This is a genomic window from Variovorax paradoxus B4 (assembly GCF_000463015.1).
In the GTDB taxonomy this organism is placed as follows: Bacteria; Pseudomonadota; Gammaproteobacteria; order Burkholderiales; family Burkholderiaceae_C; genus Variovorax; species Variovorax paradoxus_E.
In genome coordinates this window covers 4,683,320-4,708,477 of the sequence record NC_022247.1, presented here as the reverse complement: position 1 = coordinate 4,708,477, position 25,158 = coordinate 4,683,320, and the positions used below count along the sequence as shown (strand labels likewise).

Here is a 25,158-nt window from a genome sequence, read left to right as displayed (position 1 = left end):
ATGGCGGCTTCACGCTACTGGCGCGCGATCAACGTCGAGACCTACGGCACTGGTGGTCTCGAAATCAGCGAGCTGCAGCTCTACTACAACGGCGTGCGCGTCGATGTGGGCGCCACCATCTCAGCATCGATGGCGCCCGCCAGTGGCACCCTGTCGGCTTTGCAGGACGGCAGCGCCGCGGAGACGGTCGCATGGGATGGCGCGACGGTGAAGTCTCCGGGTTTTGCGATCTATTTCGATCTCGGGGCGGCGGGCACGTCCGAGGCCGATGCCGTGCGCGTCGGCGGCGGCTCGGCGCAGGCCTCGATGATTTCATCATTGGTGCTGCAGAACTCGACGGATGGTGTCACTTACGAAGGCGCCGTTCCAGTCGGGCGCTTTCCGTGGCCGGGTGCCAACGCGATGACACCTGCGCCGGCTCAGACCCTGCAATTGATCGGCGCGGAGACGTTCGCAACCGGCATACCGGCTGGATTCGGCAGTGTCTTGGTGGACTCCGCCACGCTGTCACCGGTGTGGGACGCGGCCTCGCAGGCCGTGGACTTGGATTCGAGCGGATTCAATGCCGCTTGGATGTTCGGGCTCTATGCGGCCGTCAATGGGCTGCGCCTGGAATTCGATGTCGAGATCCTGACCGCCAACTACGGCAACAACCCGATGATCGGTGCCGTGTTCAAGGGCGGGCCGCAGCTCCTGCAGAACTTCTTCCAGCACGCCGCTGCACCTCAGGCGATTTCCTCGGCGCGCTCGGCAAGCGCCACGACGCTGGGCATCTCCGCGATTGACTTCAACGCCACGGCGCCGGGGACCTTGCCCACTTCCGGACTGCACACGTACGTGTTGTCCAGTGCGCCCAATAGCAGCGGCACCCGCGACTATCTGATGAGTGTCGACGGCTTGGGGACCGCCTTCTCGCATGGGCAGACGCCTTCGTCGGCGATGCTGACCGGTGGCATTTTCGTGCGCTCGTGCAAGATTCGATTGCACGCCGTGCGTGTCTACGAAGTCATCGCCGGCGGGAGCCTGTTGCCGATGCTCAAGCCGGCAACCCTGCTGGGGCTGGACGTTCTCCCGCCGGTGCAGCCGGTCGATGCGTTCCGCGTGCGCTCGACCTATGCAGATATCGGCCGCAAGGATCTGGAGTGGGGCGGCAAGGGCCGTGTGCGTGGCTTCACGCTTGACTACGTGAATCCGGTCAACAAGCCCTATCCGTGCCGCGTGCGGCTGGTGCGTGATCTCGATGGCATGGTGATTCGAGAGGCGTGGTCCGGCGCCGATGGCGGCTATGACTTCCAGCACATCGACGAATCGCAGAGCTATTCCGTCATTGCCTACTACCTCGCGCACGGCAAACGGGCCGTCATCTCGGACGGCTTGACCCTTGCCAATGGCAAGGTGGAGCTGATGGCATGAACGTGCTCGCGATCAACGTCATGCTGCAGGCGCTTGTCGGCTATCTGGCCGAGGGCGCCCGCTTCATGGTGTACGGCGGCGTGCAACCTGGCGAGGGCGGCGCGCCCACCACGTTGTTGGCCGCGGCCGTGCTCGCGTTGCCGGCCGGCGCCGTTGCCGATGGAACGCTCGCGCTCGCGCAGGCCGACAGCGCGGGCGACCTGGCGCTCGCGACGGGGGTTGCGACGTGGGGCCGCGTGGAGCTGGCGGACGGCACCTGGGTGGCCGACTTCAGCATGAGCGGTCCCTCGGGTGCGGGGCAGGTCAAGCTGGTGGTGCAGAACCCGCCCGAAGGCGACCCCGAGGCCAAGCTCTACCAGGGCGGCACCTTTTTCCTCGGCGAGGTGCTCATCGGTGGCTGAAGACCTCATCTTCCGGAAGCTGCCGCTCGACGGGCCGCCGAACATCCTTGTGTTCGGGGAGCCGGACGAGACCGCCAGCGCGGTCTATGCGCTCGGCCGCATCCCGCTGCCGGCCTTCATGGTGTCCGGCGCTGCGGTGGTCACGATGCCGCCCTATGCGACGGCAGGCGGCTCGGTCCCGCTGCCGGCCTTCATGGTAAGCGGTGCCGCGCGCTACGACAGCGCCACGCAGCGCCCGCTCGTGGGCAAGGTGTCGTCGGGGTGGCAAGTGGCGGACACGGCGAGCGTCGGCGCCGTGGCGCGGCACCAGGGCGCCGCACGCGCCAATGCGGGCCGTGTGTCGCGCTGGCAGCGTGCCGAGCTTCGGGCAAGCGGGGCGGCGCCGGTGTGGCAAGAGGCGGGCAGGGCGCGCAACCAGGTGGCCGCGCGGCACCAGGCGGCCGGCTCGGTCTCGACCTCGGCCGGACTGCGCTGGCAAGAGGCAGGCCGTGCCCGCAATGCGGCGTGGGTGCGGTGGCAGGCGGCGCAGCAGCTCGCGCCGGCGGCGCTGGCGGTGCGCTATCAGGAGGCCGAGCGGCTGCGGCGCGCCGTGCATTCGGGTTGGCAAGAGGCCGCAAACCTCGCACACGGGCATAGCGAAGGCTTCGGCGTGGCGCAACTCATCGAGCGGGGATGGCTGGTGCGCTGGCAGGCGGCCATGGCACCGCTGCCGGGGCGCTCGGTCCTCGTGCCGCCCGCGGGCGATCCCTGCTATGTGCCCTCGACCGAACTCGTGTTTCGTGAGCCGCAGAAGCACGCCACCACGCTCATTTTCTTTTGCGAGCGGCACGCGCCGCCGCCTGGCACCGGGCAGACCGTCGTGGTGCCCGTCTTGGAGGTTTATTCCGTGGAGAACAGCATTGCGCTCACGCGCGTGGAGGGTGGGGAAGTCATCGAGGCCCGCGGCTTCTCGATGTCGCTCGACGCCGATTCGTGGACCTGGCAATGGAGCGCCACGCTGCCGGGCTCGGCGTTGCCGCTGGTGCAAGAGGACGGCAACGGCGACCCGGCCGAGCTGCTGGCGATGGTCAACGGCGTGCCCTATCGGCTCGTGGCGGATCTTCCTGCGCGTGATCGGCGCTTTGCGCGCGCCGATGTGCGGGTACGGGGCAAGGGCCGCGCTGCGCTGCTCGACAAGCCCTTTGCGCCAGAGCAGAACTTTGCCTCCGCCTCGGGGCGCACGGCGGCGCAGCTCATGGCGCTCGCCATGACGATCAACGGCGTGAACAACGGCTGGGCCATCGACTACCGCATCGGCGATTGGTTCGTGCCGGGCGGGACCTGGGCCTTTCAGGGCACGCCGATTGCGGCGGTGCTCGACATCGCCACGGCCGCCGGCGCCATCGTGCAGCCGCACAACACCGAGCCGACGCTGCGCATCCTGCCGCGCTATCCGGCCGCGCCATGGATGTGGCACACGCTCACGCCCGACTACGTGCTGCCCGCCGATGTCGTCTCGGTGGAGGGCATCGAGTGGGTGCGGCGGGCCGCCTACAACCGCGCCTTCGTCTACGGCACCACGAGCGACGGCGTGCGCGGCGACCTCACGCGCAGCGGCACGGCCGGCGACTACGCGGCGCCCATGGTCACGCATCCCTTGATGACGCACGGCGATGCCGCCATGCAGCGCGGCCTGGCCGTGCTGAGCGACACGGGTCGGCAGGCGCATGTGAGCCTGCGCATGTCGGTGCTGCAGGACACGGGCTTGATCCTGCCGGGCTCGCTGGTGCGCTACGACGGCGGCGATGCGCTGCGCCTGGGCCTCGTGCGCAGCATCGCACTCGATGAGGCCTGGCCGACCTTGCGCCAGACCCTCACCGTCGAAACGCATGTGGAGGTCTGAGCATGAGCCGCAATCCCTACAGCGTCTTTCTTGAACTTCTGCCGGCCACGCCGCTGCAGATCGCGACCGTGACGGCCGTCGATGGCGACATCGCGCGGCTGGTGCTGCCTGGCGGCGGTGTGCTCACGGCGCGCGGCGTGGGCGACCGGGCCATCGGTGCCGAGGTGTTTGTCCGCGACGGCGTGATCGAGGGCGATGCGCCCGCCGGCATGCCGCTCGTGCAGTTCGAAATTTGAAAGAGAGAAGAGGCACCTCATGGACATGGGCGACATCGCCGGCAATCCGATTGCGCAGTTGGCGTTCCTCATTCTTTCGGCCGCCGGTGGCTATCAGGTATGGCGCAAGCAGCAGCCGACCGATGCGAAGGAGCGCGCCGACAGCGAGGGCCAGATTGCCGCGCTCGGGACGTGGAAGGAACTGCTCGAAGGCGAGCGCGCCGCACGCCTGAAGGCCGAAGAGCGGGCCGACAAGTTCGCGGCCGAGCGCAACGAAGCCTTGAAAGAGCTGTGGGAAATGAAGGGGCAGCTCAGGGCCATGAACGAAACCCTTGCCGCGCAGACCGCCGAGCTGAGTTCGCTGCGCGACCAGGTCCGCCAATTGAAGGAGCAACTGCATGCACAGTGATTCGCACATCGATTCGGATCGCGCGGCGCTCGAAGACCTGCCGCGCGTGCGTCCGCCGCGCCAGTGGCGCCGGTTCTTCGAAACCGTGGGTGTCGTCGGAAGCCTCTTCCTCGGCGGCTTTGGCTCGGGCTATTTCTGGGCCGCGCGCAACGCCGAGGCGCAGATCACGCGCCAGCGCGAAGACCACCTGGCCGAGATCGCCCGCCTGCGCGAGGCCTTCGGCGACCGCCTTTCTTCCCTGACCGGCCGCGTTAACCGTGCGGCCGACACCGCGGCGAGCGCCGCGCAGACCGCAGGCGAGGCCGCGAGCACTGCGCAGACCGCCGCACAAGCCGCCAACCAGGCCGCGAAGACCGCAGCAAAGGAACTCAAGAAACCATGATCGACACCCAGACCCTCATCGACTGCACCGGCGCCGCACGCGCCGACGCGGAGCGCTACACCTTGCATCTCGCGGACGGGATGAACCGTTTCGGCATTCACTCCGTCAACGCGATGGCGGCCTTCCTCGGGCAGCTCGCCGTCGAGTCCGACGCGCTGCAGAAGGTCGAGGAAAACCTCAACTACACCACGCCGGCGCGGCTGCGTGAGATCTTCCCGAGCCTGTTCGTCAAGGGCGGCTACCGGGCCGAAGAGTACGTGCGCAACCCCCGGGGGCTGAGCATGCTTCGGTACAAGGGCTTCCATGGCCGCGGCCTCATCCAGCTTACCTGGGAAGACGCCTACGTCGCTGCGGGCCATGCGCTCGGCGCGGACTTCCGCCGCCATCCCGAGCTGTTGCTGCAGCCGCAGTACGCGGCCCAATCGGCGTGCTGGTTTTTCGCGGTGTTCAAGGACTGTTTGCCGGCGGCCGAACGGGGCGATGTCTACGACGTGACCGGGCGCGTCAACGGCCCGGCGCGCCTGAAGCTCGCGGAGCGCAAAGCGATCACGGCGCGCGCGTACAAGGTGCTGAGCAAATGAGCCTCCTGCAAACCTTGTTGCTCGCGCTTGGGCTGAGCGTTGCCGGCAATGCGGCCCTCGGCTGGGCATGGGTGGGCGCGCGCGAGAAAGCGGCGACGACGGTCGTCGAGCGAGACAGCGCGCGATCGGCGGCTTCTGCATGCAGCGATGCGACCGAAGACCTCCGCGACCTGGCCGACAAGCGCGGCGCCGAGGCGAAGAAGGCGCAGGCCGCGGCGCGCAATGCTGCGACTGGACGACAACAAGCTGCCCACACGATCTTGAGCACGCCGCCGGCCGTGCCGGGAGACGCCTGCGCGAGCGCTCGGGTGCGCGTCGATACGTGGTTGAAGGGGAGGGCGCAACCATGAAGCGATGCGCGCTCATAGGCCTCGCCGCGTCGGTTGCCGCGTGCGGGGTGACCCCGATGCAAACGGTAAAGGTGCCGATCCCGATCGAGTGCGATGTGAAGGTGCCTGCGCGACCGGCCATGCCAACGGAAGCGCTTTCGCTGGGCGTCGATCTTGACCGATTCAGCGCCTCGGTATTAGCCGAGATCGAGGTGCGCGAGGGCTATGAGGGTGAGTTGCGAGCGGCGCTTATTGAGTGCGTTAAGCCGATCCGTCTGCAGCGATAGCGAGACCGCCTCTGTGGCCGCTCAGAAGGTGGTCGGACTAGCGAAACGAACGGTTCATGCGCTTTGTGGCAGTGACGAGCCAAATACCAAGCGCCGCCACGCCTATAGCGAGCGCATAGCCGAATGCGCTTTCGGGAATCCACCAGATCGGCAGACTCGGGTAGAGCTCGGCCAAAGTGCGAGTCGGCGGCGATGCAGGCCCTGGATGGCTTAGTTCTGAGGTTGCCTTAACGGCCAGCTGCCCCCAAAGGCCAGCGATGCACGCGAGGCCGCCTACGTTAACGAATAGCCTGCCCCAGAACATCACCGTTTTGGGCCTGTCGATCATCTGAATGAACAGCCATGTCATGAATCACTCCTTTGTTGGAATAAGGGAACGTCAAGGCCCCTATTGGAAGGGGATATGATGTTCCTGTCAAGGGACCTGTAGTTCCCTTACTCGGCTAAGGAGCGCTTGTCGATCTGGAGTGTTGGTTTTTCGTCGCCGGAGACGAGCTTCCAGAAGTTGGAAACACTCTGAATGAGCTTGTAGGCGTTCGTTCGATCCGCGTCCGGACCGTACTCGGGAAATACCTCGCTGATCTTGAGGCCCAAGATGCTCTCGTACTTCTTGATCGTGCGCTTGCTGTGAACCAGGTACAGCACACGCCAGCCGAAATGAAAGCCGACCATGTACATGCCGAGAGCCGATTCCAACTCGTCGATGTGAAATCCCGTTTGCCTGATGGCGCGGTCCATCAGGGCATATCGGGCCACCGCCTCTTCAGGGGTGGTCCGGGGCGTTTTGGTTTTGCTCAGTTTAGGGCTTTGGGCCATATGGAGAGCATACGCCAAAGGGAACACCAGCACCCCTTAGAGCCGCGGTCGGTTCGCGTCGATTCTATTTAAATCCATGGGGCTATATTCAAGCCAGGCATGATGCCGTAAGGAGACCCCATGGGGTTCGGAGATCACCTTCGCGAAATCGCGCAAGGCTTTCAGCGCGCTAGGACGGAACCGCTCGCGAACCATCCGCTCGCAGCATTGATTCGTCAGAGCTGGCCGTCTTCGTTGCGCGACTCTCTGGGTGGGCGAGATGCCGAGCGCTATCAATTTGTTGGGAGCCCTGGACAAGGGCAATGGTCTGCGGCCCCGTGGTTGGCTGTTCTCTTACATACCGTCACTAAGAGCGCCATGGGCGGCTTTTACCCTGTATATCTCTTTGAACCTGGATTTCAGACGGTGTGCCTTGTCATGGGACAGGGGGCGCAGCAGCTCACCGACGCCGTTGGGCGAAAGCGCGCCGGGGTTGAATTGGCGCTTAGAGCTCAGCAGATGCGTGCGAATGGTGGCCGCTGGCGTGAGCAAGGATTCAATGAGGGGCCGTTTACAACGCTCAAGTTCGTGACCACTGCGAACCAGCGCGACTATGCAGCTGACCCGTGGTCGAACACAGCCGCATTTGGAAAGCGGTATGCGGTGTCCGCACTTCCTGAGGATGCAGAACTGGTCGCGGATCTGCGTGCGATGCTTCAACTCTATGACGCGATGGCCGAGCAACGCATTCTGAAGTTCTCGGAGGAAGACGAGGAGCTTTCGACTCTCAGTGCCGCGGGCGAGCTGCCGTCCGGGTCCCTGGATGGCGCCAAGAAAGTGATTGTGCATAAGCAGATTGAGAGGAGACATCGGGATAGAAAGCTAATCGAGCGAGTGAAAAAGCAACTTGGTGTTGAGTGCCAGGCCTGCCACTTCGACTTTGCTAGCGCATATGGATCCCTGATGGAAAAGTTCATCGAGGCTCATCACAATGTGCCGATTTCAACCCTGCCAGATACGGGCGCTATTCTCAAACCGACTGAAGCCGACTTCATGGTGCTTTGCAGCAACTGCCACCGTGCGATTCACAGGGCTGGCTGCCCGGATCTCATGGAGTTCAAGAAGCACCACGTCAAGGGGCACTTCTACAAGAGCTAACAGCGGGCGATTCACGCCTAGCAAACCATCGCGAATTTTGCAGATGGCTACCCTGCGCAGGTCGCACCGGAACGGATCGTCTGCGCATCTCGGCAAGATAAGCGCGGACGGCATCACCTGAGTTGCAAACAACTCTCACCCGCGCGTGCTGCGTCTCCGAACATCACAGGGACTCAGTCCATTAGCGCACTTCATGCGGCTCGTTGAATGCGATCAACTTGCGACCCAGGCAAGTTTTTTGGGGTTCGCTGCCATGATTCTTCTCGCTGTTGTCGCGGCGTCAACCATGGCTCGGAGAAAAATCAGCGGGAAGGCCCCGAAGATGCGGCGCAGTCGTTTTTTACGCTTCTCGCTGACGATAGCTCTCCTACACTGGCGCCGCGTCCTGCGAGGCAGACGGCAAGACGAGCATGAAGGTATCGAAGCTGAGCGACGAGGCGCTTCAGCGTAAATGGAAGCAAAGGCTCTCGGCGAACAGGAAGACAGAAGGAAACTACCTAGTAGTTTTTTATGACATCGTGTTACAAGCCTTGCAACATAAACAGATGCGGGAGCGTCCGGCATGCGAGAGGAAGCACGAGTCACATTGCTAAAGTTAAAAGCATGCGGCTATTTTAGATGGGGCGTCAACCATGCACCTGAATTTGGCGATGTCGTTGAGACGCTTCGCGATTTGAATCGCTGGGGTCAAGGAAAACAACTAGGACTTACCAAAACCTTCGATGGTGATGAATCGAAGCTACCTGCCTATTTGGTTAACGTTCACGAGCGGCGAGGGGATTGGTTACTTACGCTCTGGAATGAGATAGAGAGTACCGATGGCGCAGTGGCGTCGATTGACGGCTACGGTCAGGTGGGTGATGCTGACGTGACCATGAATGAATTTGAGGCGGGAGCAATCCCCGGCTTTGCGACCTATTTTTGGTTTATGCCAAATGAAGGCCTAGTCGCAACTGTGCGTTTTCAGCATTCGTCCGCTGGGCACTATCAGATGAATAAATACCTGCACGGATTTATGAGCCAATTCTCGCCGCACGTCGTGGTGGGAGAGGAACTTGGTGACGATGGGGAAGTTCAAGTGCTCGGGTATCGAGAGAATGATGCTGCCGCATTAACCCGCTTTAGACCTCGCTTCAAATCTGAATTGTTGCGCAAGGCTGGTCCCATAGATTTTTTGCTCGAAAGAACTGACAGAATTAGGAAAATCACCAAGCGGGCGAATCTATTATTGGAAGAACGACCAAAGCGTGCACTTTGGGAAAAGATGCTAGATCAGTTGCACCTCACCGCGCCGAATGCTCGACCGCACGAAGTCAAAGTCAATTACTCAGTCGAAGTCGACGGTCTTTCCCCCCTCGCCCTGAGGGGTATTGTGGCGGAATGGGCGCAGGAGGAACAAGAGGACAACAATTACGGTTTCGACCTGCGCGGCGAAAGCAACAACACATATTGGCTCGATCACGCCTTTGTTAAGGATGCGCTCTGGGTCGATATTGATAGAAAAGATGCAGAAATAATTGAGCCGAATTCGTTGCTTTCGGCATTGCAGGGGCATCGGCGTTATATGCTTGGACGGGCTAACGAATAGCCCGATAAGTCGCATGATACAAAAGACACTCGGCTGGTCAATTGTCGTCGCACTTGTTGCCGCTGCTGGATGGTTTGGCCGAGTTGTGCCTTTTGCGGAGCAGTGGCCGATGTTCGAAGCTCTTCGAACTACGGCGGCAATTATCTTCGCGGTAATCGGTGCATGGATGGCGATTATTTATCCCGAACGCTTGAAGCTCTCTATGCGAAATCCCGATCAGGCCGAGCAGGGAAATTCGAGCGGGATGGGGCAGTTGTTCACTCCGGTGGTAAATTCCACGGCGATCCTTTGTGTCATCTTAATCTTGGGTGCGGTTGCACCGGTTGCGAAGAAGTATCCCCTTCCTTTTGATCCAAGTCTTGCGAGGGGGATTTCGTACGCGCTACTAGTTGCTCTCACTATTTGGCAGCTGTGGACCGTGATTTTATCGTTAGTGCCCGCAAGCTTGATTAAGTCATACGCTGATCGTGAAGACGCGACTACGCGGGTGCGAAATGGAATGTTTGCTATCGCCGGTCGGCTGAAGGCCGATGTGAAGGACGCGGGGGGCGGGGAAGTGCCCACAGTGCCGTCGAAACATACGCCCGAACGTGACGCATAAGCGGACGCATCGAGGAACAACGTTGACGCTCATAGAGCCGTTGATTTTCAGGCTTACCGCTTCCTCGATGAAACCGCGGGTATCCCCCCGGGGCGAGCCTTTGGAAATTGTAGTTTCACGTCAGAAACATGGCTACACTTTGTGGGCCGCCTCGGCAGAGACTTAATCTTGCCCGCGTTAACGCAGGCATTGCAGCATGGTAACCCCGATGCTGGTCGATCCTAACGTATTCGCCAATATTATCGCTGGTCGTAAAGGTGAAAGATACCGAGGCGGCACCTTATCGGAATGGCAATACTCGGTAAAAACGAATTTCATGACTTTCTGCTCCGAGCAGACGTGCCTTATTTCTCGCGGCACATCTTTGGGGCTGAATATTGGAAAATTGAAGGCCTCCTTTATCCTACTCCTCGGTACACGAATTTCGTGATCGCCAAGGCGAATGGTAAAAATCGTCATATCGCGGAGCCGAGCAAGAAGATAAAAGCGCTCCAATATCGGGCGCTCGCGTATTTAAAAGGAACCGTGCCCCCGGCTAAACCATGTGTGCATGGCTTTGTCGAGGGGCGCAGCATCCTCACTAACGCGGAGAAGCACTTAGAGCGTCGGCCGTATCACATTTTGAATCTAGATTTGTCCGATTTCTTTCCGACAATCACCTTTTTTCGCGTCCGAGGTGCGCTCATGGCGCCCCCCATGAAGTTTTCCTTTGAGATGGCTACGATGCTTGCGCACCTTTGCACGCATGAAGGTTCGTTGCCGCAAGGGGCTCCGACCTCCCCTTTTCTCGCCAATCTGATTTGTCGCACACTTGATTCGCAACTGACCTTATTATCCAAAAGGCATAGAGCAACGTATACGCGCTATGCAGATGATTTGACCTTTAGCTTTTCTCATCGCAGCGCTGAACGTCTGCCTGCAAATGTTGTTGCGTTTGATGGAGGGACGGTAAGCATTGGGAGTGAGCTTAGATCGATAATCGAATCAAACTCATTTCACATAAACGAGGGAAAGACACGAATCTCCACTCGTCTACGGCGCATGGAAATTACAGGTGTTGTGGTCAATGAATTTCCCAATGTCACCCGAAAGTTTATAGACAAAATTAGAGGTGCCTTGCATGCATGGGAAGCGCACGGTTATGTTGCCGCTCAAGCAACTTGGACAGCGCGGATCACTGAGAAGCTAAAAAATCCCCCGCGAGAACGGCCTTGGGCACGTCAGACCCGCACAGGCAACATCCCATCGTTGCAGAATGTTTTGTGGGGGCGGCTCTTATTCGTTCGAATGATCCGAGGAAATGATGACCTGCTATACACACGATTGGCTGAGAAATACAATCATCTTTGCCGGCTGCATCAAACGATCGATCCAGGATTTCGAGGTGCTTCGTTACCGATAGATCTTCAAGTCAGAAACACGCTGGATGTTGATTTCGCGACTTTCGTTCTAGAATGGAGTGGTGACTACACCGCCCCTGGCACGGACGAGTCGGAACCATTAGTGTCGCAGGGTACAGCATTTGCGTACGGAACAGGGCGCAGATTCATTACATGCAATCATGTACTTACGGGACAATCAAAGGATGAAGAAATTGATATTTCGAATCCATTCGTCCAGAACGTCTCAATAGTATTGAGAAACCCTCTGACTGGTACGGTTTCTCCTGCGCGAGTGCTGAATCGAGACTCGGCGCGAGATTTGGCGCTCCTAGAATTTGTTGATTCTGAGACTCGTGCACAGCGATATTTCGATGGCCGCCCTGAACCGTTGGAGCGTTCGGCCCAAGCCCGATTAATTGGATTTCCTAATTGGACTCCTGGGCGGACGGCGAATAATACAGAGGTTTCTGTTCAGCATCGCTTTGCTAGAGCCGGATTGCAGCGGCTCGAAATTGGACAAACGATCCGCCAAGGAAATTCCGGTGGACCGCTCGTTGATAGTTCGTATAAATTGGCCGGCGTAGCGCAGCAGGGAGCGTCTCAATCGAGTGGCAATGATGAGTGCCTCTGTGTCATGGAATTGGATCGATGGCTAACCGCTTTGTGAGCGGTGTCATAGTCGAGGAGCAAAACGAGCGGACTCGGTGTCTCTGCTATCACCGGCAGTCACCATCTGCTTGTGAGCGAGTCTCCAGTCTCCGCACGAAGTGCCTACAGAGCATCTAGCGAAACTCAAGGCGTGGCATCTATCATGGTATTCTGAGACTAAGATATTGATTCAGATACAAAAATTGCTCCCACACTCTCCGCCAGAATCCATCTTTGGCAGTTTCTTGAAGTCCCGCGCAGTTCATGCGACGGGACTTTTTCATTGGGGATGCGTCCGTCTGAGTTCGGCAAAGGCGACGCGCTTGAAGACGATCAAATTCGGGAATTTGCAGCAGTGCGTTCCCGCGGCCACCAGCAGAAGTTATGCGTATTTCGGCCATCATTTCTACAACCCGATCTCATCCATCTCTTTTAGCCATTGGTGGTCGATGATTCAGCTCTAATTCCGACCGCTCGATTGGATGGATCTTCTGGCGGTCATTCGCCAAGGACAGGTATGGCGACGGAAAAACTGTGCGCCCAGCGGCAGGTGCCCGGGGATGTGGTGCCGCTTTTACAGGCGCAGTGTCGCGACCCAGGCATAGCAACGCTCTCCCGGCCTGCGCACAGGCTTTTCCACCGTCTTATCCACCGCAATGGTGGAGAACTCGCCCTCTGTGATGCGTGGGCCTGGAGGCGGCGCGGAGCAAAGTTGTACACATTTGGTATTACATATCAGTCATAACTAACTGTGCAAAACGAGCGTTGGGCCCCTCCACCGCTGCTGGCTTCATCACAATGCCCGGCATACCCCCGCCGTGCCCTGACCCCCACCCTCATGAAGCTCGACTCCACCACCGTCCAACTCGTCCTGTGCATCGCCGAGGAAGGCAGCATCTCCCGGGCCGCCGACAAGCTGAGCCTGGCCGTGGCTGCTGCGTCCAAGCGCGTGAGCGACCTGGAGGCGCAGTTGGGCGCCAAGCTGTTCAAGCGGGTGCCCCACGGCGTGTTGATCACCGAGGCCGGCAGCCGGCTGATGGCGCACATCCGGCAGATCGACAACCTCATCGGCCGGCTCGAGGGCGATGCCCAGGTGCTGAGCCACGGTCAGGACGGGCGCATCCTCATCGGCGCGCCGAAGGCGGCCATCATCCAGTTCCTTGCGAAGGACATCGCCCGGCTGCGTGACGCCTACCCGCAGATCACGCTGAAGATCCTGGAAGAGAACAGCAAGATCGTGCAGCAGTTGCTGCGCGACAAGGTGATCGACGTCGGCATCTACGAGAAGAAGAGCGGATTCCTGGACCTGCCGAAGTTCGACTATCGGCAAGACAGGCTGGTGCTCGTGTACAGCCGCCGGCATTTCCGGTTTGCGGATGGGCCCGTGGGCATCGACGACTTTCTGGATCTGCCGATCGTGAGCCTCGGCAAGGGCTCGGCGATCCTGTCGGCCTTGCAGGGGGCCTACCGCAGCCGCGGCCGATCGTTCCCGAACAATTTCTCGACCAGCGGTTTCGACACCATGCTGGCACTGGTGCGCCATGGCCTGGGCGTGGGCCTGATGCCGCCGGACGTGCTGCGCAGCTTCCATCCCGAGGACGACCTGGGCTCGGCCGAGATCCAGGGCGACTGGCACCAGCGTGCCTATGTGCTGTCGTGCGTGGAAGGCCATGCGCAGGAGCAGACGCTGCGCAACGTGGTGGCCCAGTTGATCGGCACCAGCACCTAGGAAGAAAAGAAAGCGGCTTTCCTGCGGCACTGGCTTCGCGGATCACGAAGCCAGGCATGCATTCCACGTTCTTGCGACGTCCTCTGCGCTACGGGAGAGTAGCGGCACTACTACTACGACAGAGACAGAGGACGCACGACATGATGAAACGCCGAGACTTCATTGCGGCCAGCGCCGGCGCGCTGGCCGCGCCCTGGGCCCTGGGAGCCACCGAGTTGCCCAAGGGCATCGTCAAGATCTACGTGGGCTGGGCGCCCGGCGGCGGCACCGATGTGTTCGCCCGCATCGTGGGGCAGAAGCTCTCGGAGCTGTGGGGCCGCTCGGTGGTGGTCGAGAACAAACCGGGCGCCACCGGCGCACTGGCCGCGGACTTCTTTGCGCGGACCCGGTTCACCGAGGGCGTGAACCTGCTGATGGCCCACGTCAACACGCATGCCATCTCGCCGCACATCTTCAAGAGCATCACCTACGACCCGCTGAAGGACTTCGCGCCCGTCGTCATGGTTGGCGCGACCCCGCACATCCTGGTGACCAGCGCGAAGAATTCCACCGGCTCGGTCAAGGAGGTGGTCGAGCAGTGCAGGAAGAGCCCGGGGAAGATCAGCTTCGGCTCCTCCGGCACGGGATCGGTGCAGCACCTGGCGGCCGCGATGTTCAACATGGCTGCCGACGTCAAGAGCATCCACGTGCCCTACAAGGGGTCGGGTCCGATGCAGACGGACCTGATCGGCGGGCAGATCGACTACAGCTTCGACACCATGACGGCGGCCACGGCCCAGGTCAAGGCCAAGCGGATGACGGGCATCGTCCAGACGCGCCTGCAGCGGGCCAAGGGCTTTCCGGAGTTGCCGACCATGGACGAGCAGGGCTTCAAGGGCTTCGACGTGTCCAGCTGGTATGGCGTGGTCGGCCCCAAGGACATGTCGAGGGACCTGGCCCTGCAGATCAACGCCGACATCAACAAGGTGCTGGCGCTGCCGGATGTGGTCACGCGCTTCGATGGCTACGGCGTGGAGGACGGCGGCGGTTCCGTCGACAAGTTCGCGGCCTTCATGGCCGCAGAGTTCAAGAAATGGGGCGACGTGGTGCGCACCGCCAAGGTCACCGAGGAGGGCTGAAATGAACCACGCACGACAACTGCCGCTGCAGGGCATCCGGGTTCTGGACGTGAGCCAGGTCATGGCCGGGCCGTTCGCCTGCATGCTGCTGGCCGACCTGGGCGCCGATGTGATCAAGGTCGAGCCGCCGAGTGGCGACCAGACCCGCGGTGCCATGGGTTTCAAGATGAAGGGGCCGGACAGCATGGGCTTCCTGAACATGAACCGCAACAAGCGCTCGCTGACGCTGGACCTCAAGAGCGAGGAAGACCGCGCGTCCTTCTACAAGCTGGCCCGGACCGCCGACGTGATCGTCGAGAACTACCGCCCCGGCGCGGTGCAGCGGCTGGGCATCGACTACGAGTCGATCAGGAAGATCCACCCGAAGATCGTGTACGTCAGCATCTCGGGCTTCGGCCAGAGCGGTCCGTGGGCCGACCGGCCGGGCTTCGACCTGATGGCGCAGGCCATGTCCGGCGTGATGAGCGTGACCGGCTACCCCGGCGAGAAGCCGGTCAAGGCCGGCGTGCCCGTGGCCGACATCGGCTGCGCGCTGTTTGCCACCTACGCGCTGCTCGCGGCCTACATCGGCGCGCAGAAGTCGGGCGTGGGCCAGCACATCGACGCCTCGCTGTTCGACGCGGCGATGGCCTTCTCGGTATGGGACATGTCCGAGTACTGGGGCACGGGCGTACGGCCGACGCCGCTGGGCACCAGCAACAAGATGAGCGCGCCCTACCAGGCGGTCAAGGCGCGCGACGGCTACTTCGTGATGGGCGCGACCAACCAGAAGCTCTGGACCCGGCTGTGCGAACTGCTGCAGCGGCCGGACCTCGTCGAGCACGCGGACTACGCGAGCGTGTCCCTGCGCCTGAAGAACCGCGAGGCGCTGATCGAGGCGCTCGAGCGGGAGTTCGGCCAGCGCGACAGCGCCGACTGGATCGACGCCATGCTGGCCGCCGGCATTCCGGCCGGGCCCATCCTGTCGTATCCCGAGGCTTTCGAAGGCGAGCACGGCACGCACCGCCGCATGTGCATGGAGATCGAGCATCCGATCGAGGGCAAGGTCAAGAACATCGGCTTTCCCGTCAAGCTGCTGGGTACGCCGCAGCAGGTGCGCCGGCACCCGCCGTTGCTGGGCGAGCACAACGAGGAAATCATGGCCGAGATCAACGTGCCGGCCGGCGCGGCGGTGGCCTCATGAGTCTTGCCGAATGCGTGCAGCTCGGCGTCCATGCCTCGGGCGTGGCCGAGATCGTGATCCATCGCCCCGAACGCCACAACGCGATGACGCGGCAGATGTACGAGGCACTGCTGGACCACATCGGCGCGTGCGCGCGCAATGGCGCGGTGCGCAGCGTGCTGTTCAAGGGGGCGGGCGGCAAGTCCTTCATCTCGGGCACGGACATCGCCCATTTCAAGGACTTCCGCGAAGGCCGCGACGGCATTGCCTACGAGGCGTTCGTGGAGCGCGTCATCGATGCGGTCGAGCGCATTGCCGTACCCACCGTGGCCGTGATCGACGGCTGGGCCGTCGGCGGTGGCCTGGCCCTGGCCACGGCCTGCGATTTCCGGGTCTGCAGCGACGCATCGCGCTTTGGTGCGCCAATTGCAGGGACGCTGTCCAACACCTTGTCGTCGCGCAACATCGCGCGGTTGCAGGCCGCCCTGGGCGTGCCGCGCGTCAAGCGGATGCTGCTGCTCGCCGACTACCTGGCGGCACAGGAAGCGCTGGCCTGCGGCTATGTGCATGCCGCCTGCGCGCCGGGCGAACTGGATGCCGCTGCCCATGCGCTGGCGCAGCGGCTCATGGCGCTGTCGCCGGTCACGCACAAGGCCGTCAAGGAGAGCATTCGCCGCATCGTCGTCGAGCAGCGGCTGGACGACGACGACCTGATCGAGGAGGTGTATGGCAGCCAGGCTTTTCGCGACGGGGTGGCCGCTTTCATTGGCCGATGACGGCGGATATCGGTGCCTGATATCGCCCAAATGAGGTAGCCAATAGGGCAGTTTTTAAATAGCGCAACTTGTAAGCGTATTAAAAATATTAACGATGAAATCGGAAGTCATGTAATTCTTGGGCATAACTTGTCTCAATGTCGCGCCAGATTTTTGAAGGATTCAAAATGTTCGGAGACATCTTATTGCCAGAAGTGAATTTGAAGCGTTCGGGGGCTTACTTCGAATCAGGGTTCGAATGCAAAACCGATGCCATTACGGCCAATGCCACCTATTTTGGAAATACGCAATGGGCCCAGGAATACCTGGATTTCTGCCACCGCGACGCGCATTTCAAAAGCCGGTGGCTCGCAGCTGCCGGCGACTGGACGGACAAGGTGGTCATCGATCTGGGCTGTGGGCCGGGCAACATCTTTGCCACCCTGGGTGGTAAGCCGCGCCTCCTGATCGGCGTGGATGTGGCCCCCGGTTCGCTGGAACTGGCGGCCAAGCTGGGCTATACGGCGGTGCTGGCCGATGCGGCCTACACGCCTTTTCGCTCGCAGGTGGCGGACATCGTCGCCATCAATGCGTCGCTGCATCACTGCGACGACATGGCCGCGGTGCTGCGCGAGGGCGCACGCCTGGTGAAGCCTCATGGCGTGCTGGTCACCGACCACGATCCGCAGCTCACCGCGTGGAACTACAAGGGCCTCGCCAAGCTGATGTGGGATGCGCGGCTGTGGATTTATCGCGCGATCGGGCATGGCTTTCACAAGACCGGCAGCCAGCAGTCATGGGGCCTGCGAACCGAGGTCCATCATCAGCCGGGCGACGGCGTGACCAGGGAGTTCTTCCACTCCACGCTGGAGCCGATGGGTTTCGAGGTCCGCGTCTACCCGCACAACCACCAGATCGGTGCCGATGCGCTGCGCGGCGTCGTGGGGCCGGCGCAATGGAAATACCGCGTGGGCAACGTGCTGTCCGGCCGGCGGCCTTCATCGCCTGCGAGCGCGCTGTCGCTGATGTGCGTGGCAAGGCGTCGCGGCGATTCCGTATCAGCTGTGCCAGCAGCGTCAGAACAGCGAACGTCAGGATGACTCCGACGCCCGGATAGAGCATCGCCAGCTGCGTTCCCGGCGCAATTGCCGCGGTCACCACCGCGAGCCCGCAGGCCCCGCCCACCTGCAGCGAACTGTTGAGCAGCTCCGCGGCAATTTCCGCGCGTGGATGCTCGGCGAAACAGGCTGAACCTGCCCGGGACACGATCAGTATCGTTACTGAATCTTCCCCGCAGCCACATTCCTGCCGCTTCGCGGTCAAATGTCGAGGTGCCCGCCATGCCGGGTGGGATGCACCCTGCGCCCTGGCCTCCCGAGGGGAAACCCGGCTCTCGCACCCTCTGCATGCCCAATGCAGCCTTTTGTGGTCAATTGCGCGCAATCTGACACCAATGTAGGACTTTATCTCGACCTTCGGTGTTGCCGGAATGTGAATCCAGCACATCTTGTTTCGCTCCGAAGCAGTCCGGATCCGGGTTTCGACGTACCTTGATATTGCACCGCAACATGCGGACGCCGGCCCTTGGCTCGGCGTTCCTTCGTTGCGGGGCGGTCCTTCAATCCTGGATGTCGCGCCGCTCATTGGGGCGCGACTTGGTTCTCACGAGAGGTGGCTATGCGTGCGTCAAAACCGAGTTCGGTTCTCTTTTTTCACAGCCAGCGGCGCATCGCTGGTGCCATGGGCGGTCGCGTTCCTGGCGCTGGTTGTCGGCGCCGGCAGTCGGGCGCCTTCGTCCCCAAGCTCGCGGCCTATGCGCTGCTGGCCTTCGTGCTGTGGCTGATGGTCGCAACGCTGGTCCAGCCGCTGTTGTCGTCGCAAGCCACCCGCGCCGTCTTGCAGGCGCCCGTGGCGCTGATCACCTCGCCGATCAACGGGGTGGTGTCGCAGATGGTGGTGCATGCGCGCGACAAGGTGGAGTCCGGCACCATCGTGGCCACGGTGCGCAACCCGACCGTGAGCCAGGAAATCCTCACCACCCTGAGGTCGCAGCACCTCGCGCTGCAAAGCCAATTGGCCCAGCTGGGCAACCAGTACAAGTCCGACAACCAGGAAATGAGGTCGGTCGGGCAGGAGGCCGGCGTTCACCGCGAGGCCTCGCTGGCCCAGGCCTGGGAGGCCTGGCAGATCGCGCGGCGGCAGCGCGACGTGGCGCACAGCGTGGTGGAAGAGCAGGAAAACAAGGTCCGGACCAACCAGGCCCTGCTGGAGCAGGGAGCGATCAGCGAGCAGGTCATGAACTCGTCCATGGCGCAGCTGAATACGGCGCGTGCCAATGCCGCGGTGGCGGAACAGTCCTTTGCCGGGCAGGCCCAGACGGTGGCGAGCGCCGGGCAGGGGGCCTTCGTGGGCACCGGGGGCAGCAACCTGTTCCAGACGCTCGCAAGCCGCCGCGAGGCGCTGCGCAACAGTGTCGGCCGCGCCCAGCAGGACGCCACCGCGATCTTCAAGCAGCTCAAGCAGGTCAGGGACCTCGAGGAAGAGGAACGCCGCCGGGTGGAAAAGCTGTCCTTCTACGAAATCAAGGCGTCGCAGGCGGGGCAGGTTCACTCCGTGCTCGCACCCGAAGGCGCGTATGTCACGGCGGGTGCCTCGCTGGTGCGGGTGACCGATTGCAGCCGGCTCGGCGTGGTGGCGGTGTTTCCGGCGCGGGTGGCCAAGCGGCTGGGTATCGGCTCCGTGCTCGACGTGAAGCTCGCTGAATCCGCCAGGCCGGTGCCGGCGCGCGTGGAGCAATTGCTGCCGGTGGCATCGGACGCCCTGCAGAGCACCTACAGCGTGCCGTTCCCGTATGCCGAGCAGGGCTCCATCTATGCCGTGGCACGCATCGAAGGCAAGGAACCGCAGGAGGCTCCGCCGGACGGGGGCAGCAACATGTGCGCACCCGGCAAGGTGGTGTCGGCCAGCCTCAGGTCCTGAGCGCAGGCAGAAATGCACCACCCAACCGCATCGGAACAGAGCCATGTCGGTCTTTCCCTTTTCCCGGACCCTGGTGTCCTGTGTTGCCGCATTGGCGGCCTCGGCCTTGCCGATGCCGGGGGCCTTCGCCCAGCCGTCCGGCCGGCAGGCCGGCCCGCAAGCCGGCAGCGCCACGCAGCAAGCGCTTGCACGGCAGAGCTGCGAAGGGCTGCGGCGGGCGGTTGCGGAGGACCAGAAGGGCGCGGCTTCAGGACCGCTGTTTCTCACCAGCTACCGCCTCGCCGACCCGAAGCAGGGCACGCCGCTGGAACCCGCGCTGGCGGGCGCCGCCTTCACCTATGACAACGCGCTGGCCGGCATCGCGCTGCTGGCCTGCGGCGACGCGGCCTCGGCCCGGCGCATCGGCGACGCGGTGGTGCGCGCGATGGAGCGCGACCCGAACGCGGCCGACGGGCGCGTGCGCAACGCCTACCGCGCCGGCCCGATGACCGAGGAAAAGGCCGCGTTGCCGGGGCGCTGGGATGCGGCCAGGAACCAGTGGATCGCAGACGCCTACCAGGTGAGCACGGCCACCGGCAACGTGGCCTGGGCCGCCTTGCTGCTGCTGAACCTGAACGAGGCCGAGCCGTCGCCCGCCTATCTGGCAGGCGCACGCAAGCTGCTCGGCTGGATCGAGCAGCGCACCCGCGCCAGGAATGCGCCCGACGGCTACAACGGCGGCTGGTATGGTTGGGACAACGCGCAGCGTGCCCAGACCTGGAAATCCACCGAGCACAACATCGACATCGCGATGGCGGCCGCCTGGGCGGCGCGCGCCGGCGGGCAGGCCGAGGCCGAACGCCAGCAGGCGCGCACCGCGCTCGACTTCGTGGGCCGCATGTGGAACGCGTCGGAGCAGCGTTTCAACATCGGCACCAAGGAAGACGGCGCCACCATTGCAACGGATGGCTCCGGACTGGATGCGCAGCTGTGGCCGCTGCTGGCGGCGCCCGAGGGCTCCTGCCCCTGGATGCGGGGGCTCGACTGGGTGGAGAAGCACCATCGCTTCGGTGAAGGCTACGGCTTCTCTCGCAACCCGGACGGCATCTGGACCGAGGGCACCGCCCAGGCGGCCGCCACGTTGGCGGCGCGCAAGGGCGCGGCGCCCGAGGCCTTGTGGCAGCTGCTGGCCTCGCAGCGCGCCGGCAACGGCCTGTACTACGCAACCCCCAGCTCCCGCATTTCCACCGGGCTGGCCATCGGCCCGGATTCGACCGGCGCCGACTTCTTCTACTACCGCTGGCCACATCTGGGCGCGACCGCATGGATCGCGCTGGCCGCAACGGGGTTCAACCCCTTCACCGGCAAGACCGCCGCAACAGGAGCCACGCCACCATGTCCCACCTGATCGCCACACCGGAATTCCAGCTCAATGCACTCGTTGCGGGGCTGGCGCTCCTCCTGATGACATGGGGGCGCGTCGACCGCACGTCCCACCGCATGCTATTCGGCGCGTTGACCGCGCTGCTGCTGATGCGCTATGCCGTCTGGCGCGTGGTCGCCACCATGCCGCCTTCGGACCTCGGCTTCGAAACCCTGTTCGCCTGGGTGTTCCTGTGCTTCGAGCTCACGGCCATCGTCTACACGCTGATGTCCATCCACATGCTGGTTCGGCGGCGCGACAACCATCAGCTGGCCGACCGCGGCGAAGCCGCGCTGCGCAGCCGCGGCGCGCAGGTGCCGGCCGTGGACGTCTTCATCTGCACGTACAACGAAGAGCTGGCCGTGCTGGAGAAGACCATCATCGCCGCGCAGGCCATCGACTATCCGCAACTGAAGGTGTGGGTGCTCGACGACACCCGGCGCGACTGGCTGCGCGACTATTGCGAGCGCAGGGGCGTGCACTATGCGCGCCGGCCCGACAACAGCCATGCCAAGGCCGGCAATCTCAACAACGGGCTGCGCATTTCGGCGGACGTGACCAACGCGCCGTACATCCTGGTGCTCGATGCCGACTTTGCGCCGCAGCGGCAGATCGTCTATCGCATGCTGGGCCTGTTCGCGGACCGCAAGGTGGGTCTGGTGCAGACGCCGCAGTTCTACTACAACGCCGACCCCATCCAGCACAACCTGCGCGCCACCGACAGCTGGGTCGACGAGCAGCGCGTGTTCTTCGACGTGCTGCAGCCCGCCAAGGATGCGGTGGATTCGGCCTTCTGCGTGGGCACTTCGTTCATCGTGCGGCGCGACCTGATCACCGCCGCGGGCGGCTTTCCGGTTGGCAGCGTGTGCGAAGACATCCACACCACCTACCTGCTGCTGCGGCATGGCCACATCACGCGCTGGCTGGGCGAGCGGCTGTCGAACGGCCTGTCGGCCGAGAGCATCATCGACTACATCAACCAGCGCAGCCGCTGGTGCCTGGGCACGGTGCAGCTCGCGCTCCTGCCTCAAGGGCCGCTGCGCGGCAAGGGCTTCAGCCTCTCGGCACGGCTGCACTTCCTGCATGGCCTGCTGCACTGGCTCGGCAAGCCTTTCATGGCGCTGATCATGCTGGCGCCCGCGCTCTACTGGTATGCCGGGGTCTCGGTATTCCATGCCACGCCGCAGGCCTTCGCCGCCTACGGGTTGCCGCCGCTCATGATGTTCTGGGCCTACAGCTACTGGATCAGCCAGCGGCGCTGCCTGCCCGTGTTCAGCGAGGTGAGCCAGCTCGTGGCGGCCATGGCCGTCACCAGCACGCTCGCGAGCGCCATGCTGCGGCCCTTCGGCCGGCCTTTCAAGGTGACGAACAAGGGGCTCGACCGCTCGAAGACGGTCGTGCACTGGAAGCTGGTTGCCATGTTCGGCGGGCTCCTGGTGGCGCTGCAGCTCGGCGGCGCGTCGGTCGCCTTGAGCGGCGAGGCGCTCACGCCGGGCGACGAGCTCAACCTGGTGTGGACCGGCATCGCACTGCTGCTCTGCCTGGCCGCGCTCATGGCCTGCGTCGACCTGCCACGGCCGGAGCAGGAAGAGCGCTTCCCGTGGCGGGCGCGCACCAGGGTCCGTACCGCGGCAGGCGAGGGCGATGCGCGCTTCGTCAACATCGCGGCGGACGGCGCCCTGCTGGAAGCCAAGGCGCCGCTGAAACGCCTGCGCGTGGGACAGCCGCTCGAGGTGCATGTCGATCCCGTGGGTTGGCTTCCGGCGCGCCTCGCCCGCAAAAGTTCCGCGGGCGCCGAGTTGCGCTTCGACGGCATCTCCGAAACCCAGCGCGAGCAGCTGGTGAGCCACGTGTTCACCGTGCCGCCGAGCCATGTCGCGGTCCAGGTGCGGCCGTGGCGAGCCGCTTCGGCATTGCTCGCCAGCGCGGGATTCGGAGCGCCCGGAGCGGGGTTCATGCGCCTCTTTCTGCGGCTGTTCCTGCTGGTGCTCGCGACGTGCGTGGTGCTGGTGGTGAGTGGATGCAATCTCACGCCACCGCTCAAGCAGCCCGACCTGACAGTGCCTGCGCAATGGCCGGCCGGCGCGACGGTACCGAACGCGGAACCCGTCGACTGGCGCGGCTTCGTGCAGGACGAGGAACTGCGCGGGCTGATTGCAACCGCCCTCGCGCAGAACCGCGACCTGCGCGCCTATGCCGCCCGCGCCCGCGAAGCCCGGGCCGTGTATGCCGGCAGCCGCGCCTCGCTGTTCCCGCAGATCGGCCTGTCGGGCCATGCCCAGCGGGCGCAGACCACCACGCAAGGATCGCTCAGCCCGCTCGGCAACGTGCCATCCGATGGCCGGGTTTCGAACAGCTTCGACATCCAGGCCGGCGTGACCTCGTACGAGCTCGACTTCTTCGGCCGCCAGCAGAGCGCGACCCAGCAAACCGGCTCGCTGGCCGAGGCGGGCAACAAGGACTTTGCGGCCGCGCACATGAACCTGGTGGGAGAGGTGTCGAATGCCTACCTCACGCTGCGCGCCGACCGTGCCTTGCTCGCACTGGCCAATGCCAACGAGTCCGGCCTGTCTGCCAATGCCGACATGATCGGACGCGCCAAGGCGGCAGGCGGCGCGGCACAGCTCGACGTCTACCGCTCGCAGTCGCTGCTGCAGAACGCCCGCGTGAAGCAGGAAGAATTCCGCATGCGCGTCGCCCAGGACATTCAATGGCTGAACGTGCTCGTCGGCCAGCCGGTGTCGCCCGACACCGGCAGTGCCCGGCCCTGGCCGGAGCGCTCCACGGCGCAGGTGGCCGCGGGCCTGCCGTCCAGCCTGCTGCAGCGCCGCCCCGATCTGCTGGCGGCCTATTCCCGCGTCGAAGCCGCCAATTCAGGCGTGGGCGCGGCCAAGGCCGCGATGTTGCCGACCATTTCGCTCACGGCGCTCGCAGGTGGCGTCAGCAGGGAGCTGTCGACGCTGCTGAGCAGTGGCAACAGCAGCTGGGCCGGAGTGCTGGGGGTGTCGCTGCCGCTGTTCGACTGGGGCCGCCGGTCGGCCAACATCACGGCCAACGAGGAGCGGCTCGTGGCGGCCATGGCCTCCTACGAACACGCGGCGCAAATGGCGTTCCGCGAGACCGCCAATGCCCTGATCGCCGACGACCATCTGCGTCCGCAACTGGAGGCGCAGCAGGCCCGCGTGCAGGCGCTGGAAAAGGTGGCGAACATTGCGCGCACGCGCTTTCGCAGCGGCCTGGAAGACTACTTTGCCAGCCAGGATGCCCAGCGCGAGCTCTATGCCGAGCAGCAGCAGTTGATCGAACTGCAGCTCAAGGAGGCCGTGAACATGGTCAATCTCTACAAGGCCCTTGGGGGCGGATGGCAGGGCGCACAGGCCTGAGCGCGCCGGCGGGAGGAACCATCGCGTGCGATCCGTCCTCCTCGCCCGGCGCCGACTGCCTCGCCCAGGCACCGGTTCGCCCCGGGATCAGCCCACCTGGTTGATGGCGTCCTTCAATGCCTTTCCTGCCGCGAATTTCGCGCTCTTGCTCGCCTTGATCGTGATCTGCTCGCCGGTCGACGGGTTGCGGCCGGTGCGCTCGGCACGGTCCGCGACGCTGAAGGTGCCAAAGCCGATCAGCTGGACGGTCTCCCCGCGGACCAGGGCGCGCGAGAGTTGCTCGAGCGCAGAGTCGAAGGCGCGGCCGGCGTCGGCCTTGCTGAGGTTGGTGTCTTCTGCGATGGCGGCGATGAGTTCGGTCTTGTTCAAAACAGGAATTCCTTTCGATAGAACAGTTGTGAAAACCACGGGTGGTCGTCCCCGAGTTTGACCGAATGCGGCGGCCGGATTCCCGGCCGGCCTGCAGAAGTGCTTCTAAATCTGCGGACCTGTGACGGATGTCCGCTTCGCACAACCGTGAAGTACTGGGCAGAACTGCGGCCCGGTTACCGTTTCTCAC

At 63.3% G+C, this 25,158-nt stretch carries 24 protein-coding genes; 21 read left to right on the top strand and 3 right to left on the bottom strand.

What is annotated here, in order from left to right:
• From VAPA_RS33600 to VAPA_RS21930, 9 genes are read left to right on the top strand one after another with little or no spacing between them, the layout of a single operon-like run.
• On the top strand, positions 1–1,413 hold the full coding sequence (locus VAPA_RS33600; RefSeq protein WP_021008966.1) for a hypothetical protein: 1,413 nt from the start codon (positions 1–3) through the stop codon (positions 1,411–1,413).
• Positions 1,410–1,814: a hypothetical protein gene (locus VAPA_RS21965; protein WP_021008965.1), complete on the top strand. Its 405-nt coding sequence runs from the start codon at positions 1,410–1,412 to the stop codon at positions 1,812–1,814. The genes VAPA_RS33600 and VAPA_RS21965 overlap by 4 nt, the downstream gene beginning before the upstream one ends.
• Entirely contained in the window at positions 1,807–3,696 is a 1,890-nt protein-coding gene (locus tag VAPA_RS21960) for a hypothetical protein (RefSeq protein WP_021008964.1), read from the top strand. Before VAPA_RS21965 ends, VAPA_RS21960 begins: the two co-directional genes overlap by 8 nt.
• A 2-nt stretch (positions 3,697–3,698) precedes the next feature.
• On the top strand, positions 3,699–3,932 hold the full coding sequence (locus VAPA_RS21955) for a hypothetical protein (RefSeq protein ID WP_021008963.1): 234 nt from the start codon (positions 3,699–3,701) through the stop codon (positions 3,930–3,932).
• 19 nt (positions 3,933–3,951) lie between these two features.
• On the top strand, positions 3,952–4,320 hold the full coding sequence (locus VAPA_RS33595) for a hypothetical protein (protein ID WP_021008962.1): 369 nt from the start codon (positions 3,952–3,954) through the stop codon (positions 4,318–4,320).
• On the top strand, positions 4,310–4,702 hold the full coding sequence (locus tag VAPA_RS21945) for a hypothetical protein (protein WP_021008961.1): 393 nt from the start codon (positions 4,310–4,312) through the stop codon (positions 4,700–4,702). Before VAPA_RS33595 ends, VAPA_RS21945 begins: the two co-directional genes overlap by 11 nt.
• Entirely contained in the window at positions 4,699–5,283 is a 585-nt protein-coding gene (locus VAPA_RS21940; protein ID WP_021008960.1) for a glycoside hydrolase family 19 protein, read from the top strand. The genes VAPA_RS21945 and VAPA_RS21940 overlap by 4 nt, the downstream gene beginning before the upstream one ends.
• Positions 5,280–5,633 carry a hypothetical protein gene (locus VAPA_RS21935; protein ID WP_021008959.1) on the top strand — a complete coding sequence of 118 codons (354 nt, stop codon included), beginning with the start codon at positions 5,280–5,282 and terminating at the stop codon, positions 5,631–5,633. Before VAPA_RS21940 ends, VAPA_RS21935 begins: the two co-directional genes overlap by 4 nt.
• Positions 5,630–5,899: a hypothetical protein gene (locus VAPA_RS21930; RefSeq protein ID WP_021008958.1), complete on the top strand. Its 270-nt coding sequence runs from the start codon at positions 5,630–5,632 to the stop codon at positions 5,897–5,899. The genes VAPA_RS21935 and VAPA_RS21930 overlap by 4 nt, the downstream gene beginning before the upstream one ends.
• Before the next feature lie 37 nt (positions 5,900–5,936).
• Here the strand turns inward: VAPA_RS21930 and VAPA_RS21925 are convergent, their stop codons facing one another.
• Positions 5,937–6,248 (bottom strand): hypothetical protein, encoded by a 312-nt coding sequence (locus VAPA_RS21925; RefSeq protein ID WP_021008957.1) that lies wholly within the window; start codon positions 6,246–6,248, stop codon positions 5,937–5,939.
• 86 nt (positions 6,249–6,334) lie between these two features.
• Complete coding sequence (locus VAPA_RS21920; RefSeq protein ID WP_155248087.1) at positions 6,335–6,715, bottom strand: hypothetical protein; 381 nt, start codon at positions 6,713–6,715, stop codon at positions 6,335–6,337.
• Between the two features lie 120 nt (positions 6,716–6,835).
• On the opposite strand from VAPA_RS21920, the gene VAPA_RS33590 reads away from it, so the two are divergent.
• The 12 genes from VAPA_RS33590 to VAPA_RS21870 all read left to right on the top strand — a co-directional run bounded on the left by VAPA_RS33590 (position 6,836) and on the right by VAPA_RS21870 (position 24,599).
• Positions 6,836–7,852 carry an MrcB family domain-containing protein gene (locus VAPA_RS33590; protein ID WP_021008955.1) on the top strand — a complete coding sequence of 339 codons (1,017 nt, stop codon included), beginning with the start codon at positions 6,836–6,838 and terminating at the stop codon, positions 7,850–7,852.
• Between the two features lie 562 nt (positions 7,853–8,414).
• A complete protein-coding gene (locus VAPA_RS34540; protein ID WP_021008953.1) occupies positions 8,415–9,440 on the top strand; it encodes a hypothetical protein in 1,026 nt (341 codons plus the stop codon).
• 13 nt (positions 9,441–9,453) lie between these two features.
• Positions 9,454–10,041 (top strand): hypothetical protein, encoded by a 588-nt coding sequence (locus VAPA_RS33985; RefSeq protein ID WP_021008952.1) that lies wholly within the window; start codon positions 9,454–9,456, stop codon positions 10,039–10,041.
• A 288-nt stretch (positions 10,042–10,329) separates the two neighbouring features.
• Positions 10,330–12,090, top strand: a complete 1,761-nt coding sequence (locus VAPA_RS33980; RefSeq protein WP_021008951.1) for a reverse transcriptase domain-containing protein — start codon at positions 10,330–10,332, stop codon at positions 12,088–12,090.
• A gap of 819 nt (positions 12,091–12,909) precedes the next feature.
• On the top strand, positions 12,910–13,800 hold the full coding sequence (locus VAPA_RS21905; protein WP_021008949.1) for a LysR family transcriptional regulator: 891 nt from the start codon (positions 12,910–12,912) through the stop codon (positions 13,798–13,800).
• A 143-nt stretch (positions 13,801–13,943) separates the two neighbouring features.
• The gene (locus VAPA_RS21900; RefSeq protein ID WP_021008948.1) at positions 13,944–14,918 is read left to right on the top strand and encodes a Bug family tripartite tricarboxylate transporter substrate binding protein; all 975 of its coding nucleotides are present in this window, start codon (positions 13,944–13,946) and stop codon (positions 14,916–14,918) included.
• 1 nt (position 14,919) lies between these two features.
• Positions 14,920–16,101: a CaiB/BaiF CoA transferase family protein gene (locus VAPA_RS21895; RefSeq protein ID WP_021008947.1), complete on the top strand. Its 1,182-nt coding sequence runs from the start codon at positions 14,920–14,922 to the stop codon at positions 16,099–16,101.
• Positions 16,098–16,856, top strand: coding sequence for an enoyl-CoA hydratase (locus tag VAPA_RS21890; protein ID WP_041946191.1), 759 nt, complete (start codon positions 16,098–16,100; stop codon positions 16,854–16,856). Before VAPA_RS21895 ends, VAPA_RS21890 begins: the two co-directional genes overlap by 4 nt.
• A gap of 137 nt (positions 16,857–16,993) precedes the next feature.
• The gene (locus tag VAPA_RS21885) at positions 16,994–17,935 is read left to right on the top strand and encodes a class I SAM-dependent methyltransferase (RefSeq protein ID WP_230558909.1); all 942 of its coding nucleotides are present in this window, start codon (positions 16,994–16,996) and stop codon (positions 17,933–17,935) included.
• A gap of 640 nt (positions 17,936–18,575) precedes the next feature.
• On the top strand, positions 18,576–19,814 hold the full coding sequence (locus VAPA_RS21880) for an HlyD family secretion protein (RefSeq protein ID WP_230558908.1): 1,239 nt from the start codon (positions 18,576–18,578) through the stop codon (positions 19,812–19,814).
• Positions 19,815–19,857: 43 nt separating this feature from the next.
• Positions 19,858–21,201: a hypothetical protein gene (locus VAPA_RS21875; protein WP_021008943.1), complete on the top strand. Its 1,344-nt coding sequence runs from the start codon at positions 19,858–19,860 to the stop codon at positions 21,199–21,201.
• Entirely contained in the window at positions 21,189–24,599 is a 3,411-nt protein-coding gene (locus VAPA_RS21870) for an efflux transporter outer membrane subunit (RefSeq protein ID WP_021008942.1), read from the top strand. The genes VAPA_RS21875 and VAPA_RS21870 overlap by 13 nt, the downstream gene beginning before the upstream one ends.
• An 87-nt stretch (positions 24,600–24,686) precedes the next feature.
• Here the strand turns inward: VAPA_RS21870 and VAPA_RS21865 are convergent, their stop codons facing one another.
• Entirely contained in the window at positions 24,687–24,968 is a 282-nt protein-coding gene (locus VAPA_RS21865; RefSeq protein ID WP_015867040.1) for an HU family DNA-binding protein, read from the bottom strand.
• Positions 24,969–25,158 lie beyond the last annotated feature (190 nt).